The sequence below is a fragment of the Bradyrhizobium sp. 14AA genome (assembly GCF_054185205.1).
This window is the reverse complement of record NZ_JAVAYM010000012.1, coordinates 1-17,028: the sequence shown is the minus strand read 5'-3', so window position 1 is coordinate 17,028 and position 17,028 is coordinate 1. Positions and strand designations below refer to the sequence as shown.

General features: G+C 63.7%; 16 protein-coding genes. 4 read left to right on the top strand and 12 right to left on the bottom strand.

Features of this window, described 5'->3' with window-relative positions:
• Position 1: 1 nt before the first annotated feature.
• The 11 genes from RAD15_RS21655 to RAD15_RS21605 all read right to left on the bottom strand — a co-directional run bounded on the left by RAD15_RS21655 (position 2) and on the right by RAD15_RS21605 (position 11,452).
• Entirely contained in the window at positions 2-754 is a 753-nt protein-coding gene (locus tag RAD15_RS21655) for an SDR family NAD(P)-dependent oxidoreductase (RefSeq protein ID WP_458180202.1), read from the bottom strand.
• 3 nt (positions 755-757) lie between these two features.
• Positions 758-1,552 carry an enoyl-CoA hydratase/isomerase family protein gene (locus tag RAD15_RS21650; protein ID WP_458180201.1) on the bottom strand — a complete coding sequence of 265 codons (795 nt, stop codon included), beginning with the start codon at positions 1,550-1,552 and terminating at the stop codon, positions 758-760.
• 15 nt (positions 1,553-1,567) lie between these two features.
• On the bottom strand, positions 1,568-2,062 hold the full coding sequence (locus RAD15_RS21645) for an aromatic-ring-hydroxylating dioxygenase subunit beta (RefSeq protein WP_458180200.1): 495 nt from the start codon (positions 2,060-2,062) through the stop codon (positions 1,568-1,570).
• Complete coding sequence (locus RAD15_RS21640; protein WP_458180198.1) at positions 2,062-3,321, bottom strand: aromatic ring-hydroxylating oxygenase subunit alpha; 1,260 nt, start codon at positions 3,319-3,321, stop codon at positions 2,062-2,064. The genes RAD15_RS21645 and RAD15_RS21640 overlap by 1 nt, the downstream gene beginning before the upstream one ends.
• A gap of 380 nt (positions 3,322-3,701) precedes the next feature.
• Positions 3,702-5,531, bottom strand: coding sequence for a tannase/feruloyl esterase family alpha/beta hydrolase (locus RAD15_RS21635; protein ID WP_458180197.1), 1,830 nt, complete (start codon positions 5,529-5,531; stop codon positions 3,702-3,704).
• Positions 5,532-5,611: 80 nt separating this feature from the next.
• Positions 5,612-7,357, bottom strand: a complete 1,746-nt coding sequence (locus RAD15_RS21630; protein WP_458180196.1) for an FAD-dependent oxidoreductase — start codon at positions 7,355-7,357, stop codon at positions 5,612-5,614.
• A gap of 59 nt (positions 7,358-7,416) precedes the next feature.
• Positions 7,417-8,073: a hypothetical protein gene (locus tag RAD15_RS21625; RefSeq protein WP_458180195.1), complete on the bottom strand. Its 657-nt coding sequence runs from the start codon at positions 8,071-8,073 to the stop codon at positions 7,417-7,419.
• Between the two features lie 17 nt (positions 8,074-8,090).
• Positions 8,091-8,573 (bottom strand): type II 3-dehydroquinate dehydratase, encoded by a 483-nt coding sequence (locus RAD15_RS21620; RefSeq protein ID WP_458180194.1) that lies wholly within the window; start codon positions 8,571-8,573, stop codon positions 8,091-8,093.
• Positions 8,574-8,598: 25 nt separating this feature from the next.
• Positions 8,599-9,879, bottom strand: a complete 1,281-nt coding sequence (locus RAD15_RS21615; RefSeq protein WP_458180193.1) for a TRAP transporter large permease subunit — start codon at positions 9,877-9,879, stop codon at positions 8,599-8,601.
• Between the two features lie 21 nt (positions 9,880-9,900).
• Complete coding sequence (locus RAD15_RS21610) at positions 9,901-10,416, bottom strand: TRAP transporter small permease (RefSeq protein ID WP_458180192.1); 516 nt, start codon at positions 10,414-10,416, stop codon at positions 9,901-9,903.
• Between the two features lie 19 nt (positions 10,417-10,435).
• Positions 10,436-11,452, bottom strand: a complete 1,017-nt coding sequence (locus RAD15_RS21605; RefSeq protein ID WP_458180191.1) for a TRAP transporter substrate-binding protein — start codon at positions 11,450-11,452, stop codon at positions 10,436-10,438.
• A gap of 177 nt (positions 11,453-11,629) precedes the next feature.
• On the opposite strand from RAD15_RS21605, the gene RAD15_RS21600 reads away from it, so the two are divergent.
• Positions 11,630-12,298, top strand: a complete 669-nt coding sequence (locus RAD15_RS21600) for a GntR family transcriptional regulator (RefSeq protein WP_458180190.1) — start codon at positions 11,630-11,632, stop codon at positions 12,296-12,298.
• Between the two features lie 12 nt (positions 12,299-12,310).
• Positions 12,311-13,198, top strand: coding sequence for an SMP-30/gluconolactonase/LRE family protein (locus tag RAD15_RS21595; RefSeq protein ID WP_458180189.1), 888 nt, complete (start codon positions 12,311-12,313; stop codon positions 13,196-13,198).
• A 298-nt stretch (positions 13,199-13,496) separates the two neighbouring features.
• On the opposite strand, the gene RAD15_RS21590 is transcribed toward RAD15_RS21595, so the two are convergent.
• Positions 13,497-14,669, bottom strand: coding sequence for an aminoglycoside phosphotransferase family protein (locus RAD15_RS21590; protein ID WP_458180188.1), 1,173 nt, complete (start codon positions 14,667-14,669; stop codon positions 13,497-13,499).
• A 277-nt stretch (positions 14,670-14,946) separates the two neighbouring features.
• Between RAD15_RS21590 and RAD15_RS21585 the strand changes: the two genes are divergently transcribed.
• Both RAD15_RS21585 and RAD15_RS21580 read left to right on the top strand, forming a co-directional pair.
• Complete coding sequence (locus RAD15_RS21585) at positions 14,947-16,137, top strand: ABC transporter substrate-binding protein (RefSeq protein ID WP_458180187.1); 1,191 nt, start codon at positions 14,947-14,949, stop codon at positions 16,135-16,137.
• Positions 16,138-16,211: 74 nt separating this feature from the next.
• A partial coding sequence (locus RAD15_RS21580) for a thiolase domain-containing protein (protein ID WP_458180186.1) occupies positions 16,212-17,028 on the top strand: 817 nt, incomplete at its 3' end.

Here is a 17,028-nt window from a genome sequence, read left to right as displayed (position 1 = left end):
CTCAGCCGCCGATCCCCATGCCGCCGGACACGCCGAGCGTCTCACCCGTGATGTAAGCGGCCTGGTCGGAGGCGAGGAACAGCGCGGCTGCTGCAACCTCATCCGGCTCGCCGAGCCGGCCCAGCAAGGTTGCATCGGTCATCGCGCGAAGGATCTTGTCGCCACCGCGGGCGACCGCCTGCTCCAGCATTGGCGTGCGGATCGGGCCGGGCGCGATCGCGTTCGCCGTGATAGCATAACGCGCGTTCTCCCGCGCCATGCTCCTGGTGAAGGCGATGACCCCGCCCTTGGCGGCTGAGTAAACGGCCCCACCCCTGGAGCCGAGCCGGGCGGCTTCGGACGTGATGTTGATGATGCGGCCGTACCCTGCGGCCTGCATCGCCGGGAGGACCGCCTGGGTGCAGGCCAGAACGGACGTGAGATTGACCGCGATCAGCTTCGCCCAGTCCTGCGGCGTGGTCTCGGTGAAGAAGGCGTGCTGGTCGATCCCGGCATTGTTGACGAGAATGTCGAACGGCCCGTGCTGGGCCATCGCCGCCTGCACCGCGCCCGCATCGCTGACGTCGAGACGAACCGCCACGGCGCCGATCTGGCGCGCTGTTTCGGAAGCCTGAGCCATGTCGAGATCGGCAATCACGACATTGGCGCCCGCCCCGACGAAGCTCTTTGCAATCGCAGCGCCAATGCCGCGCGCGCCGCCCGACACGAAGGCGCGCCGGCCGTCCAGACGTCCGAATGGAAGCGTATCGGCCACGCCTCAGCGTCCCGTGAAGACGGGCTTGCGCCGCTCGATGACGGCGGCAAGGCCCTCGCGCGCGTCGGCCATGCCCGACAGCTCCGAGACCGTGCGCGCCTCTTCGGACAGGCATTGCTCGATACTCGTCCCGGTTCCGGCCCAGACCAGGCGCTTGGTCGCGGCAAGCGCCTTCGGCGCGCCGGCTGCGAGCTCGCGCGCCAGCGCCAGCGAGGCCTCAGTGAGTTCGCCGTCAGGAACGACCTTGGTGACGATTCCCATGTGTAGCGCCTCGGCCGCGGGGATCACCGGATTGGTGAGAAGGATCGACATCGCGCGCCGCAGGCCCACCAAGCGGGACAGCGTGACGGAGACGCCCGCATCCGGCGCCATCGCCACCCGCGTCGCGCCCGCAAGAAACTTGGCCGACTCGGCCGCGATGACGATGTCGGAGGCGCAGACGAGGCCGAACCCGCCGCCGCCCGCTGCAAAGCCGTGCACCGAGGCGATAACGGGCGCTTCGAGCCGCAGCAAGCCGGTCACCGCGTTCTGCAGATAGGCCGTCGCCTGGCGGATATAGTCCGGCAACTTCTCGCCCCTGGATGCGAAGGCGCGCACGTCGCCACCGGCGCAGAAGTTCGCGCCCTCGCCGCTCAGCAGCACCACGCGCAGATCGGGGTGGCCGTGACACGCCATGATGGCATCGCAGAGCGCGCCGAGAAGCTCGACGCTCATTCCGTTCGCGGCATCGGGCCGGTTGAGACGCAGGCGCGCGATGCCGTCGTCGATGTCGAGCAGAACGGGTCCCTTGTCGATCATGGCGCGAGACCTTTCCTAGACCAGGAATGACAGCGTGTAGATCGCCTTGTCGTTGTTGACGAGCACCACCTTCTTGTAAGCCATGCGCAGATCGCCATCGACATGGCGCAGCCGGTACTCGTTGCGAGCGGCCCACAGTGTGTCGTCGCGCAAGCTCGATTCGAAGATCAGGCTGTTGCTGGCCACGGCAATGTCGCCGCCCGGCTGCTCGTCCATCAGCTCGATGTTGGAGACGAGCCGGCGCAAATTCGATTGCGGCGTCTGTGTGAAATGCTTGCCTGTCATGAGCTGGCGCACGCGCAGGGCTATCCGCGAGCGGTTGTCGTAGATGATGGACATCTCACGCTCCGGATCGATATTGGCGCCGTTGGCCGGCACCCAGTAGACGCCGTCATCGGTCCAGAGCCTTTCCCAGGCTGCGTACTGATGCTCGTCCTGCAAGCGCGCCTCGCGATTCAGGAAGGCGGTCACCGCGCTCATCAGCGTGGCGCTGCTCTCGCGCGACAGCATCAGGCGGTCTCCATCAGCTTGCGATAGTGGGCCCAGATACCGCGCGACGGCACCTCGTCCGTGACGTGTCCGATCCTGAAGCCGAGCTCGTCCCGGCGCTCGCGCTTTTCGCCACGGCCGAGAAAGATCCATTCCGGATTGCGCGCCAGCACACCGCGATGGCAGCGCTCGTACATCTCGGAATCGTCGGCGAGCAGGAAGCCGGCCGGGCCGACGGAGCCCATGGTCTGCTGGCGCAGGCGGCGGTTGAGGTCGGGCGCCCCCTTGAACTGGAGCGCAGTGACGTGCTGCACGCTGTCATCGACGCCGAGCGGCTGAATCACGAACATCTGGATTTCGGCAATGAACAGGTTCGGGAAGATCATCACATGCGGCGTGCCGTCGATCATGATCTCGCGCGCGGCCGTATCGCCATAAGCCGCCTTCATGCGCGCCGCGTAGTCGGGCAAGCGCTCTTCACTGGTGCCGAACCAGCTCATGGGCAGGTCGCGCTTGCGGAATTCGGCCCGCAGGTCGATCTCCGTGTGGCCATTGCCGTAGTCGCGGGTCAGTGCAGTCGAGGCACCGCCATAGAGTTTGCCGATCATGCTGTCGGCGACACCGAAGATCGAGGTGTGAACGAAGGCCGGATGGTAGCCGTCGCACTCGTTCTCCAGGATGAACTTCCAGTTCGCCTTCACGCGATGCTTGAGGAAGCCCGCCGTGATCTCGACCTCGCCCTCCGGCGAGGTGCGCACCAGCCGGTCGATGGTCTCGGCGGCGCCTCCGAGATGCTCGTTCAGGGTTGGCCCATCGGCGGCGAAGGAGCCGAACACGAACCCGCGGTAGGATTCGACGCGCGTCACCCGGCCGAGCGCGAGCTCCGCCCTATCCCGTCCCTCGTAGCCGTCGGGGAAGGCATAGCCGACCAGGCGGCCGTCATTGGCAAACGTCCATGAGTGGAACGGACAGGTGAAGGACCGCGCATTGCCGCGCTCATAGGAGCAGACCTGATTGCCGCGATGGGAACAGCGGTTGAGCAGCAGGTTCACCTTGCCGTGCTCGTCGCGCGTCATGATCACGGATTGCGGACCGATCGACTTGACGACGTAGTCGTTTGCGTTCGGGACCTCGCTCTCGTGGCCGACATAGACCCAGGTCCGGTACCAGATGTTCTGCAGCTCCGCCTCGAAGATGGAACGGTCGGTGTAGAGCGAGCCATGGACACGATCGGGGTGGATCAGCTCGTTCCATTGCGCCATCCGTCGCATGACGTTCATCGTCTGGCCTCGTTCGAATAATAATCCGACTGACCGTTTAACTATTAGCAAAGCTGCCGTCGCGCGGCAAGCCCGAATGCGTGTTCTGGCGCCGTTGCCCCGGCTGCGGTCTCCGGTTCCCGGGGCCGATCGACCCCAGCCGGCTGATCAAGGGCCGCGGCCGGCCAGCCGGAGCAGAAGCCGCCCGCGGAGAGCCGATGACATGGAAGACTGAACAGCAGTTAGCTGGAGGGCCCTGATCGACCATTGCGGTGCGTCACTTGAAGTGACGGCAATCTCGGGATGCCGATCGGCAGCCATTCCGCGCGGGGGCAACGGCGGCGGCAGGCTGCCCGGCGCTGGATCAGCGCCGTTGTTGCCGTGTCAGCGCCCTGCCAGGACTAGCGGCAGCCGAAGCTTGAAGGCTGCGTTGCCGGCCCGCTGCCGTTCCATGTCGTCATCAGCGGATAGACACAGGCCGGATAGCTCACGCTGTTGTCGCGCGACACCAGCACGATCTCCTCAGGGACTACGCCTCTCTCGACCCAGTCCGTCAGCGCGGAGAAGAACTGGTCCTGCTCGCGCGCGGGTTTCTGGTTTGCATTGCCGGGCAGTTTCGGCAACGGAACCGCATCGTTGCGGCCCCCCGCCGCATAAGCGCGCCCCTGAGAGGAATGCGCGACGCCGGGCAACAGGTACATGCGCATGAATTTCTGCACCTCGGCATCGCCGCCCATCGCCGCGACCACGCGCTCGTGATAATTGACGTTGCCGGCCGGCGGAATGGCGTCGTCGGCGAGCCCGCTCCAGACGATCACCTTGCGGCCGAGGTCGCGCAGCTTGGCAAGATCGACCTTGTCGGTGGACAGACCCGCGAACAGCGTCGGCTGCAGCGCGACGTTCTTGTCGACCGCATCGGCAACTCCGGCATAGTCGAGCTCGAGCCATTTGTTCCGGACGCTCGTGGAGCCGTTCGCGATCGGGATCGACGACGTCGCACCGGCATCGGCAGCATAGCGCACGTCCTGCAAGGCCAGCGCCAGACTGTCCGTGGATGCGCTCTTGATCAGGCTGGTGATCGCGGTGCCGCGCGTGAATGTCCACCAGAGCTGAGCATTGCCGAGCGACTTGCCGCTCCGAGCGGCGCGGGTCTGCGCTGTATCGACGCTGCCGTCACGCGTCGCGCCATACCAGATCTTGCCAAGCGCTCTCGCCTCGCTGGCGCTCATGCAGGTCGCGGCATCATTGCTGCTGCCGGCGACGCCGGTCCCCACCTCCCCCGTGCAAAGTGCTGCCGCGTCGCGTGCCGGATCGTAGTCGCAGGCAAAGGGATCGAGCAGGAAGCCGAGCCCCGCCTTGTCGCAAGTCGCCACCGCGCGCTTGTTGACCGCATCCACCTTGGACGCGAACGCAGCCGCTTGATCCTTGTTGAGCGCGGTGATGCCGAGCTCGGTCTTCATCACGATCTGCGGATAGATCGAGGCTGTGCCGAATCTGGCAATGTTGAGCGCGGGCTGGGCGATCAGATAGCCGTCATAGAGCTCCGGAAAGTCCTGAGCGATCTTCATGCCCTGACGGCCGCCTTGGGAATGGCCGTCGTAATAGGCGAACTTGGGGGACTTGCCGTAATACAGATTGACCAGCGCCCTGGTCTTGACCGCCTGCTCGACCATCGCACCGACTGAAAAGCTGCGGAGCGCCTCGGTATTCACCTTGCCGTCCGACAGGAACGTGAAGGAGCCGTCCTGGTACCAGGGCTGGCCGGCATCGGTGGTGCCGGACGCATAGCCGACGTTGGCATTGACGATGGCGGGCACCTTGCTTCCAATCTTGTCGGCGTAACGATGTCCGCCACCGACCCAGCCGCCGCCGCCATAGTTCCGAATGCGCTCATTCCAATTGGCGGGGGTGGGCAGCCAGACTTCGATGCCGATGCCTTCGGAATACGACCGCGCTGACTTGTCCTTCTCCGCAGTGACGCCGGGGCCGACCAGCAATTTGACCAGGCAGAGGTCGGCGGCCGCCGTGATCGGCGTCGGCGCGTCCGGCGCCAGCAATTCCTCGCCCTTCTTCACCAGGCGAACGGCAACGACCCTGGTGCTCTCATCAGGGCGAAAAGCCTGCTTGACACCGTCGTCGCACGCCAGCGGCTCGGCCAGTGCAGCGGTGAGCTGGCTCGAGACGGCCAGCGGGAGAAGGGACCAGATGATTTTCCGTGGCGTCGCCGACATCGACCTATCCCTCTGAATTTGCGGGCATGCAACGATAGCGCGTCACCGGCCGCAGACAATCATCGGTTTGTTACGCGAACCTAACATGATGTTATCTCGTCGCCGGCCGCCGGACGCGGAGCCGGTGAAGCTCTCGATGCATGCATCGCCGCGCACCATCCGAATGTCATTGCGGGTCCGATCATGGTCCCCGGTCCGGGATAGGTACCTCGAAAGATCGACGCGGAATCGGCGCCGACGGCGTAGAGTCCGGGGATCGCCGTTCCTCGGCGAGACAACACCCGAGCCGTCGAATCCGTGCATAGGCCTGCGCTGCTGGCGAGATCCGTCGGCCACACTGCGACGGCATAGTATGGCCCGGGACCGATCCGCCGCAGGCACGGGTTCGGCTTGATCAGCGGATCACCATTGAACCGGTTCAACTCGCTCGAACCGCGACCGAAATCCTGGTCCACACCGCCTTCGGCAAAGCGATTATACCGCTCGACCGTTTGAGCGAGAGCGCCGCTATCGGCGCCGATTTTCTCGGCCAGAGCCTCAATGGTCGCGGCAGCCGTCAGATACCTGGCCCCCAGAAATTCCTTCAAGTTCTTCGTTCCAGGACGAACCAGACCGATGCCGTAGGTGCGGATAAAGGCGTGATCGCAGATCAGGAAAGCGGGCACAGTCGGGGCGGAAGATGCGTTCGACCGCAGCATCGCCGCTGCGAAATCGTGATACGAATCGGCTTCATTCACGAAACGGCGCCCCGACTTGTTCACCGCAAGCAGTCCCGGCTTGGCACGATCCAGCATGATGTGCGGGAAAACGGAAACGTGACCATCGGCCTGTGTCATGACCGAGCTCGGCATCCACAAGGCCGGGCTATCGAGGTCGCGCTCGATGACGGCATCGACGCGTTCGGCCGCAAGCAAGCCGTCCCCGGTACAGGACGACGGCGTGAGCGAAAACTGACGCGCGGCCTCCGGAAAGAATCTCTCGCGAAGCTCGCGGCTCCAGCCAATGCCTCCCGTCGCCAGCACGACGCCTTTGTGCGCTCGTACCGCCAACGCTCCGGCGGATGACGAGAAGACGGCGCCCACCACCGCATCGCCGTCGCGGACGAGCTCACTCAGTCCCGTCTCGTATCGCAGATGGACGCCGGCGCGCAGGAGGCTGTCGAGCAGTCGTGCGACGAGAGCATTGCCCATGACCAGGCGCGTTCCGCGCCTGTGGGAAAGCCGGTCGAGCAGGTACCGGCCGAGGAGGGCGATGACATCCCTGAAATTGCTCCAGCTGCGGAACGGCGCCAGAAGCGGCGCGATATCGGCCTTGGCCACCATCATGCCGCCAAGAACCATGAACTCTCGCCGCGGCGGCCGGATGCGATCGAAGTCCTTGCCGAGCGTGCGGCCGTCGAACGGCAGGGCGCCGAGCGCGCGACCGCCGATCGCTGCGCCGGGAATATCCTTGTAGTCGGGATGCACCGGCGGCGCCGCAAACAATACGCTCGTCCTGCGCGCGAGATAATCGAGCATCATGGGGCCTGCCTGGAGGAATGCGTCCACACGCGCGTCTGCTGCGTGTTCGCCAATCAATGCGCGAAGATAGACCTGCGCCGCGCCGATCGGGTCCGGTGTCCCTGTACACTGTCCTTGTTTGTTGCCGGGAATCCAGACCGTGCCGGCGGAGGTCGCGGTGGTGCCGCCAACGGTGTCTGATTTCTCGCACAGGATCACGTCGAGGCCTTCTAGCGCAGCCACGAGCGCGGCCGTCATGCCGCCGGCGCCCGCCCCGACGACGAGGAGGTCGGTCTCAACGTCCCAGGAGCGATCGGCCTGCGACATCCCGAGCTACCCTTCCGGCCCTCGACGCACGGTGAACACGGCGTGCGAGCGCGTTGCGATCAGCCGAAATCCGCGATGCGGGCATCCAGCGCAAACATGCTCTGATAGACCTCGGGCTCGCTTGCCTGGGCGAGCACGTGGGGCGCAAGCTGGCGTACCTGACTCAAGACCGCCTGCAATGGCGCGACATCGAGCGCCTCGATCAGCAAAAGAGCTCCAAAGAAGCCCTCGTTCTTCCTCATGCCTTTTTCGGCCGTCCGCACCGACGTGCGCGCCTCGTCGGTCGCGCCGATCTGCACGGCGGCGATCCCGTCGCACGCAACGAGCGCCTGAGCCAGCTCTTGCGGATCTGTCGGCAATGCCTCGATCCGGAGCGCCATGACCGTGGCTCCCTCGCCTCGCCCCGCACGCGCGACCATGCTGCCCCCGCCCCGGATGAAATTGCCGAGCTTCGGCATGATGCGCTGCGACCACGGGGTCGGCGCGTTGAGGCGGGCGAGATAGGCTTCGCCATCGAGGACTTCCGGCGTTTCCAGCTCATAGAGAATGAAGAAGCGCTCGATGTCAGCTCGCACCGCGCGAAAGACCCGGCAGGCCAGGAAGCCTTTTGTCGTCACCCGTTCCGTCGTGTGCTCGCGCGTCAGCCAGTGCCGGTAGTCGACGAGATCGGCCGGCTCGATATCACTCCAGATCGCCAGAAATCCCGAGCCACGCATTCGCCCCTCCCGTTTTGTCACGCCTCAAGTCCGTGCAGCGCGGCAGGGATGGCGGCGGGCGTGCGTCCGAGCCGTTGCACGGCCGCGAGCATCGCGGCGATGTAGCCGTAGGGGCCAAGCCCGCAGATCACGGCCGTCGACGCGGTCGAGGTGATCGAATGCCGATGCAACTCGTCGCGGGCGTGAATGTTGGAGATGTGGACCTCGAACTTGGGACCGTCGAAGATCTTCAAGGCATCGATCAGGGCAACCGAGGTGAAGGACAACGCCGCTGGATTCATGATGATCGCATCCGCGCTGCCGTGAGCCTGCTGGATCAGGCCGACGAGCTCGCCCTCGATGTTGGTCTGATGGAACGACAGCGAGGCATCCAGGAGTTTTGCGGTCTGCTGACAGCTCGCCTCGATCTCGGAGAGCGTCGTCTTGCCGTAGATGTGCGGCTCCCGGATGCCGAGAAAATTCAGATTGGGGCCGTTCAGGATCATGATCCTCGTCGCCATCGGGCCGCTCCTTCGCAAGACGTGACTAGCCGGTAAACCATTTAGCCGGTCCCGTGACCAATTGCGGGAACAGGACCATCAGAAGCAGCACGACGAGCTGCGCGATCATGAACGGCCAGACGCCCTTGATGATCTCCTCCATGCTGATCCGCGAGACGCCGCATACCACGTTCAGGACGACGCCGACCGGCGGCGTGATCAAGCCAATGGCGTTGTTGATGATGAACAGGACGCCGAAATAGACGGGATCGATGCCGGCCTGCTTCACGACCGGCATCAGGATCGGCGTCAGGATCAGAATGGTCGGCGCCATATCGAGCGCAGTGCCGACGATGACGACAAGGACCATGATCGCGAGCATCAGGAGCGTCGGGCTGCCCATGAATGGGTGCACGAGGTCCACGACCTGGGTTGCGATCTCGGCCACCGTGATGAGCCAGGACGACACCAGCGCCGCGGCCACCAGGAACATCACAACGCTGGTGCTGAGCGCCGCCGAGACCATGACCTCGTAGAGCTGCGAGAGCTTCAGCTCGCGATAGATGCAGGTCGCCACGAACAGCGCATAGACCGCCACCACCACCGCGGCCTCGGTCGGCGTGAAGATGCCGAAGCGCAAGCCGACCACGATGATGACCGGGAGCATCAAGGCCCAGAAGCCGTCGATCACCGCCGCGGCAACCTCGCGCAGGGACTTGCGCGGCGGACTTTCGATGTCTTCGTTGCGGGCAACCCACCACCAGGCGAAGCAGAGGCCGACGCCGAGCAGCAGTCCGGGCACGATGCCGGCGAGAAACAGTTTTGAGATCGAGACGCCGGCGGCGACGCCGAATAGCACGAAACCGATGCTCGGAGGGATGATGGGGGCAATGATGCCGCCGGCCGCGACGAGCCCGGCCGCGTACATCTTTCTGTGGCCGGCGGCGACCATCATCGGCACGATCAGCGCGGCGAGCGCCGCGGCATCCGCAGCGGCCGAGCCCGACAGCGACGCGAGCGCGCACGAGGCCAGGATCGCGACATAGCCAAGCCCACCCTTCACGTGTCCGACCACCGCGAGCGCGATGTCCACAATGCGCTTGGCGAGCCCGCCCTTGTTCATGATCTCGCCGGCGAGCATGAAGAACGGCACCGCCATCAGCGGAAAGCTATCCGCGCCGTTGATGATGTTCTGCGCGACGATCTGCGAATCGAAGATGTCGAGATAGTGCATCAAAGCGACGCCGCAGACGATCAGCGCAAAGGCAATCGGCATGCCCAGCGCCATGGCGGCGAGCAGCGAGAATGTGAAGACCGCAATCGTCATGATCCTGTCCGCCTGCGGAGTTCAGGTCCGCTCGTCGCTTTCCTTGACCGCGATAAGATCATCTCCGCTCGCAGCGCCGGTCATGACGCGGTAGAGATCGTAGATGAGGATGATTGCCGCCGAGACGCCGAACACCAGGCCCGAGGAATAGAAGAACAGGCCGACCGAGATTCCAGAGGCGGGCGCGGTGTCGCCGAAGGTCAGAACCGCCTGCTTCCAGCTCCCGAGCGTCAAGAGCCCGTCGGCGTACAGCATCAGGAGATAGCTGATGACGAAACAAAGGAACCGGCCGCGGGGCGGCAGCGCGCGCACCAGCGTGTCGACGCCGAGATGGGCGTGCTGGCGCAATGCGACGATCGCGCCGAGGAAGGTCAACCACACCAGCAACCAGCGCGACAGCTCCTCCGACACCGCGATGCCCGAGTTGAAGGCATAGCGCAACACGACGTTGCTGAAGACCAGTACCACCATGGCGGCGAGACACAGTGCTATCGCCGCCTTGAGGATCTCGCAGTATGCGTCGAGGACCCTTGCCATGATCGGCCCTGCCCTCCGCTCACTTGACCGTGCTGCGAATGCGCGCGAGTTCGGCGTTGAAGAGCTTGACCTTGTCCGGATCGTACTCGGCGGAAAACTTTTCGATCACGGGCTTCACCGCGTCCTGCATCCGCGCATATTCCGCCGGCGCGATCTCGTTGAACTGCATGCCCTTGGCCTTCAGCTCGCCGAGTGCCTGATCAGCGGCGCGTTTGGTCTGCTCGCGCTGGTACTGGACCGTCTCCGCATAGGTGTCGCGGAACATCTTCTGCTCCTCGGGCGAGAGCTTGTCCCAGAATTTCTTGCTCACGATGATGATGTTCTGGGTGAAGGTGTGGTTGGTCGCCGAGACGTATTTCTGTACCTCGTAAAACTTGTTCGACAGGATGACGCTGTAGGGGTTCTCCTGGCCGTCGACTGTCTTGTTCTCGAGCGCGGTATAGAGCTCGCCGAATGCCATCGGCACCGGATTGGCCTTGAACGCCTTGAACGTCTCCAGATAGACCGGGTTCGGGATCACCCGCAGCTTCAGGCCCGCGAGATCCTCGACCTTCGCCACCGGCCCCCTGCTGTTGGTGACGTTGCGGAATCCGAGCCCCCAATAGCCGAGCGGGATGAGGTCCTTTTCAGGCAGGAGATCCATCATCGCCTTGCCGAACGGGCCGTCTGCAAGCGCCGTCGCCTGATCGAACGTCGCGACGATGAAGGGGAAATCGAACAGGCCGAGGTCCTTGACGACACCGGCGAGCGACGTCGTCGACGCCGAGAAGACCTCCTGGGTACCGCCGCGGACGGCCGATTGCTGCTGCAGCTCATTGCCGAGTTGCGACGCGGGAAACTCGCGGATCTTGAGCTTGCCGCCGCTCTTGGCGCCCAGCACTTCGGCGAATTTCTGCACGCCGAGACTGACGGGATGATCGGTATTGTTGAGATGCCCCCAGCGGATCGTCCGCTCCTGCACCTCGGCTGCGGCAGGCCATCCGGTGAGCACCGCACTCGCCACAACGACCGCCAAGCCCAGCATCTTCGTCCGCATACCGACCTCCCCTGCAATGCTTGGCCGCGATCTGGCGCCGCGGCTTTGGTTCGCAAAGATAGACACATGAGAATAGCCAAGTCAAAATACGAAATAGATTTCATCTGATGATTCTACTATCGTCTGAGATATCGATTTGCGGGCTGCAAGGCCCGGGAGCTGCCCAAGGTCCAGACCATGCCTTTGATTGACAAGGAAGAATCCGCAGTCAGCGCGGACTGCTATCGCCGGATCCGGACCGACATCATTTTCGGCCGGCTGCCGCCGGCCCAGCGGCTGAGGCTCGAAGCGCTGCGCGAGAGCTATGGCGTGAGCGTCAGCACGCTGCGCGAAATCCTGACCCGACTCGCAGCCGAAGGTTTCGTGACGGCCGAAGGCAAGCGAGGTTTCGAGGTCGCCGCAGTCTCCGCCGACAATCTGCGCGAGCTCGCCGGCCTGCGGCTGCTGCTCGAGCAACACGCGATGGCAATCTCCTTTGCCAATGCCGACGTCGAGTGGGAGGGCCGTGTCGTCTCTGCCCATCACAAGCTGGCCTCGACCGAGCGGCTGATGGATTCCGGCATCGGCGAGCCGGAGCAATGGAAGCGCTATGACGGCGAATTCCACCAGGCGCTGATCTCGAATTGCGGATCGCACCTGCTGATGGAGACGCACAACCTCGCCTTCGACAAATACTTCCGCTACCAGATGGTGGCCTTCCATTACCGCGGCGCCGAGCCGGCCCAGCAGCACAGAGCGCTGCTCGATTGTGCGCTGAAGCGCGACGCCGAGACGGCGAACAAGGTGCTGTCGGCCCATGTCAACAACTGCGTCGCAGATGCGCTTGCCAACAGCTCACTGCGCTGAGAGAGCGCTGCGGTGACGGCGAGCATCATCGCGGCCGACAGGATCGACATCGCGGTGCCGGCCGGCGACCTGCTGGGCGAGACTCCGTTGTGGTGCGGCCGCTCGGGCAAGCTATGGTGGGTCGATATCGACCGACAGTTGCATCAATCCTTCGATCCCGCGACGGGCATCCACGAGACGGTGCGCTACGACTGCCGGTTTCTCGGCAGCCAGGCGCTGGCCTCGGACGGCTCGCATATCCTTGCGCGGGATCTGAGCCTGTTTCGTCGCGATGCCGCGAGTGGAATGGCGAGCCGCTTCTGCGAGGTCGAAACGGGCCTGGACAACCGTCTCAACGACGGACGGGTCGATGCGCGGGGACGTCTCTGGATCGGAACGATGGACAACGAGCTGCATCGGCCGAACGGCGCGCTCTACCGCGTCGAAGGCGGTGCGGTCACGCGTATGTTCGGCGATGTCATCGTCACCAACGGCATTGCGTTTTCGCCCGACAACCGCACGCTCTATTTCACGGACACCCGGCGCTATCGCACCTGGTGCTTCGATTTCGATCTCGACGACGGCACGATAGGCAACAGAAAGGTGTTCGCGGATTACGCGGCATCCGGAGAACGCCCGGATGGCGCCTGCGTCGATGTCGATGGCGGGCTCTGGACGGCGTTCTTCTCGGGAAGGCGCGTGGTCCGCTATCGGCCGGACGGCCGGATCGACACGATCATTCCACTGCCTGTGACCAATCCGACCTGCGTCTGTTTTGGCGGCAGCGACTACAAGACCATGTTCATCACGAGCGCGCGAAAGTTCCTCGACGCTAGGCAGTTGAGCAGTGAGCCCGAAGCGGGTCACGTGCTCGCGATCCAGGGCCTCGCGCAAGGGCTTCCGGAACACCGGTTTATGTAACCCGCCTTCATGTCCGGCAAGCTCGAGGCGTCTTCAGGCAAGATTCGCTGCGGATGATGATTCCGCAGATGCGCGTTCTTTCGCGATCTGCCGCGCAATTTTCGACAGCCGTCAGATAGGCGTCACTGCTGCGGCGTCGGGTTATTTTGGTGCCTTGAGGGGGCCGCTCTCCCTCGAGATCATTCCGGAGCAGAAACCTACCATTTGAGCTACGTCGAGCTGGACCTTGTCCGGCGATCCCATTGCGGGCGAGTAGCACCGCCGCCGCTTCAAGCTGCCGCGATTTGCGAATGCGCGCTCAGCCTGCCAAGGACTCCAGATCGGCCATGGCGGTCGAGATTCTCTCGATCATCATCAACGTCGTTTCCTCCGGCTGCATGTTCGGCAGCAACGGCGAGTGACAGAGCGTGATCGTCCACATCAGGAGTGCATGCACGATCTGTTGCCGATAATTGCGGAAACTCGCGTCAAAGTCCGGCTTGACGCCGGTCAGCGCGGCAAAACGCTCCAGATATCTCGCGAGCAGATCCCGCTCCCATTTACGGCGATCGGCCGGCGTCAACGCCGCCGTCACGGCATAGGCGAAATCGCGCGACCAATGGCCGCGCGCCAGACATTGCCAGTCACACAGGCCCATTTTCCCGGCGCCGGTCCGGTACCAATTGCCAATATGTACGTCGGAATGAAGCAGGCCTTGCGGCTCGCTGTCGTGCAGCGCGAGTGCCTGCATCGCCGCCGGCCACACCGCGTCGCGCCGCGCCAGCACGCTCTGCGGAATGACGTGCGCGGCGGCTTCGAATGCCTTCCGCGTGTAATACTCCAAATCCATTTTTTCGGCGCCGATGGTGAACCAGCGGGGATAAGGCGCAACCCAGCGGTAGCGAGTCGCAAGCTCGGCATCGCCATAGAAGCGGGCATGCAGCGCGGCGAGCAGATTGATCATGTCATCGGCCATGGCCCGCGTGACATATGTCTTGTGGTTGCAGAAGGTCGCTGACTTGGTCGCAACCAAATCCTCGAGAAGAAGGATCGAGGCAAGGCTGCGCGGATCGAATGCGGCGTGATAGCCAACCGGCGCCTCGATGGGAAGTTGCGGCTGCAGACGCGTGTAGAAGCGCCCCTCGGCGCGGGCGGTCCCGTTGAACCCGCCGATCATCCTCGTGACGACGCTCGGCAGCGACTTTGTGAACATCGAGCCCGGCAAGCCGGCGCGATTGCCTTGTTCGTTGTAGGCGACCACCAAACGATGCCGTTCATGCGTCCCGGCGCTGGCGGGCTTGACCTCGACCGCGGTCACCATCGCCCCCGGGATCTTGTCGCACAACACTGCCGTCAACCACTGCGTCGTAATCGCATCGGGCGAACACGGCACATCATCGAGCTGCCATGCTTTCGGACGGACGAGCCGCTCGTAGGCGACGCGCCCCCCGATCTTCAATGCGGCCAGGGCCGTCGCGCTTGAGGCACCCATCTCTGCTCCGGGCTGGTTAGGATCGGAAGGCCGTCGCGGCTTCCCAAGCCCAGAATTTAGTACGCTTTATTACGGTATGCAACATGATCGGAAGCGTTCGCTCTCGAAATTTGCCGAAAACGCCCGAAGGGCAGGAGCTTTGCTCCGTAGCCCACGCGGCAAATAAAGCATGACGCAATCTCGATTTATAGTATATCATACACTTGCGTATTAATTTGAGCGGCGCCGGTACGGCTCCGCTTACGGACGGAAACAAACAACAAGCGGAGGGGAAACTATGAAGGTCAGGACATTGATCGCGGCTTCGACCCTGTTGTTGGGAAGTCATGCTGCGAGCGCCGCCGAAAAGCAGTACGGCCCGGGCGTGACCGACACTGAAATCAAGATCGGCCAGACCGTCCCTTACAGCGGGCCGGCGTCCGCTTTCTCGAGCTACGGCCGGGTCATGACCGGCTATTTCCAGATGTTGAACGAGAAAGGCGGCATCAATGGCAGGAAGGTGAACCTGATCTCCCTCGACAACGCGTTCAGCCCGCCCAAAGCGATCGAACAGACCCGCAAGCTGGTCGACGATGACGGCGTTCTTGCCGAGGTCGGGACAGTCGGCACCGTACCCAATGTCGCCGTTCAAAAATATCTCAACCAGAACAAGGTGCCCCAGGTCTTCATCTCGGCCGGCGGCCGCCGCTTCAACGACCCGCAGAACTTCCCCTGGACCGTCCCCTTCTACCCACCGTTCGAGATGGAGGGCGCCACCTTCGGCAAGTTCATTCTCCGGAAGATGCCGAAGGCCAAGATCGCCGTGCTCTACCAGAACGACGACTACGGCAAGGATTACCTGACCGGCCTCAAGGCAGGCTTGGGGGCAGAGGCTACAGCCAAGATCGTCGCGGAGGCGCCCTACGAGCTCAGCTACCCGACGATCGATTCCGAGATCCTCAAGTTGAAGGCATCGGGCGCCGATACGCTGGTCTATTTCGCCACCCCCAAATTTGCCGCCCAGGGGATCAAGAAGGCCAACGAGCTCAACTGGAAGCCGGTACAAATTCTGGCAAGCCCAGTCAATTCGATCCAGGGCGTGCTGACGCCGGCCGGGCTCGACAACGTCCAGGGCGCCTACACGACCCAGTTCGCCAAGCAGGCCAGCGATCCCGCCTGGGTCGAAGACGCGGAAGTGAAAGACTACGTCGCTTTCATGAAGAAGTGGGCGCCGAACGACAGCGCGAACGACTTCATCGCGCTGTCCGGCTACATCAATGCGCAAGCCATAGCGAAGGGCCTGCAGCGATGTGGCGACAACCTGACGCGCGAGAACCTGCTTGCCCAGGCGACGAGTTTCAGCAAGGAGCGCGTCGGCATGCTGCTCCCGGGAATCGAGCTCACCAACTCCAAGGCCGACTACGCCCCCTACCACAGCTTGCGCATGGCGGTGTTCGAGAAAACGTCCTGGAAGCTCCTCGACGAATGATGCGGATTTCGTTTCGAGCCTGCCGTGGATAACTACGGCAGGCCTTCCCCAAAGCGTGCCAGCGGAGACTTGAGTTGACCATCAAGGGCAAGGCCTACATTGCCGGGATCTTCGAGCACCCGACCCGGCATGCACCGGACAAATCCACCGCACAGCTCCATGCCGAGGTGGCCAAGGGCGCCATCGAGGATGCCGGGCTCACGATGGCAGACATTGACGGCTATTTCCTTTCGGGCGACGCGCCGGGCGGGGCTTGGCCGATGGTCGACTATCTCGGCCTGAAGGTGCGGCATGTCGACAGCACCGATACCGGCGGCTGCTCCTACATCATCCATCTCGGCCATGCCGCGGAGGCGATCGCGGCAGGCAAGTGCTCGATCGCCTTGATCACGCTCGCCGGCAAGCCGCGCACCGGCCCGACGCCGCCACGAGCGCCGGGCGCCGAGGCCGATTTCGAGTCCGCCTATGGCGCGACCACCCACAACGCCTATGGCATGTGCGCCATGCGTCATATGCACGACTATGGCACCACCAGCGAGCAGCTCGCCTGGATCAAGGTCGCGGCCTCCCATCATGCGCAATACAATCCACATGCGATGCTCAAGGACGTCGTCACCGTCGAGGACGTCCTGAACTCGCCGATGATTTCCGATCCGCTGCACAGGCTCGACTGCTGTGTCGTAACAGACGGTGGCGGCGCGCTGATCGTGACGACGCCGGAGATCGCCAAGAGCCTGAAGAAGCTGCTGGTCAAGCTGATCGGCCATGGCGAGGCGATGAAGGGGCCGCGCGGCGGCAAGGATCTCGACCTCACGTACTCGGCCGGCGTCTGGTCGGGCCCGCGCGCGTTCGAGGAGGCCGGCATCACGCCGAAGGACATCAAATACGCCT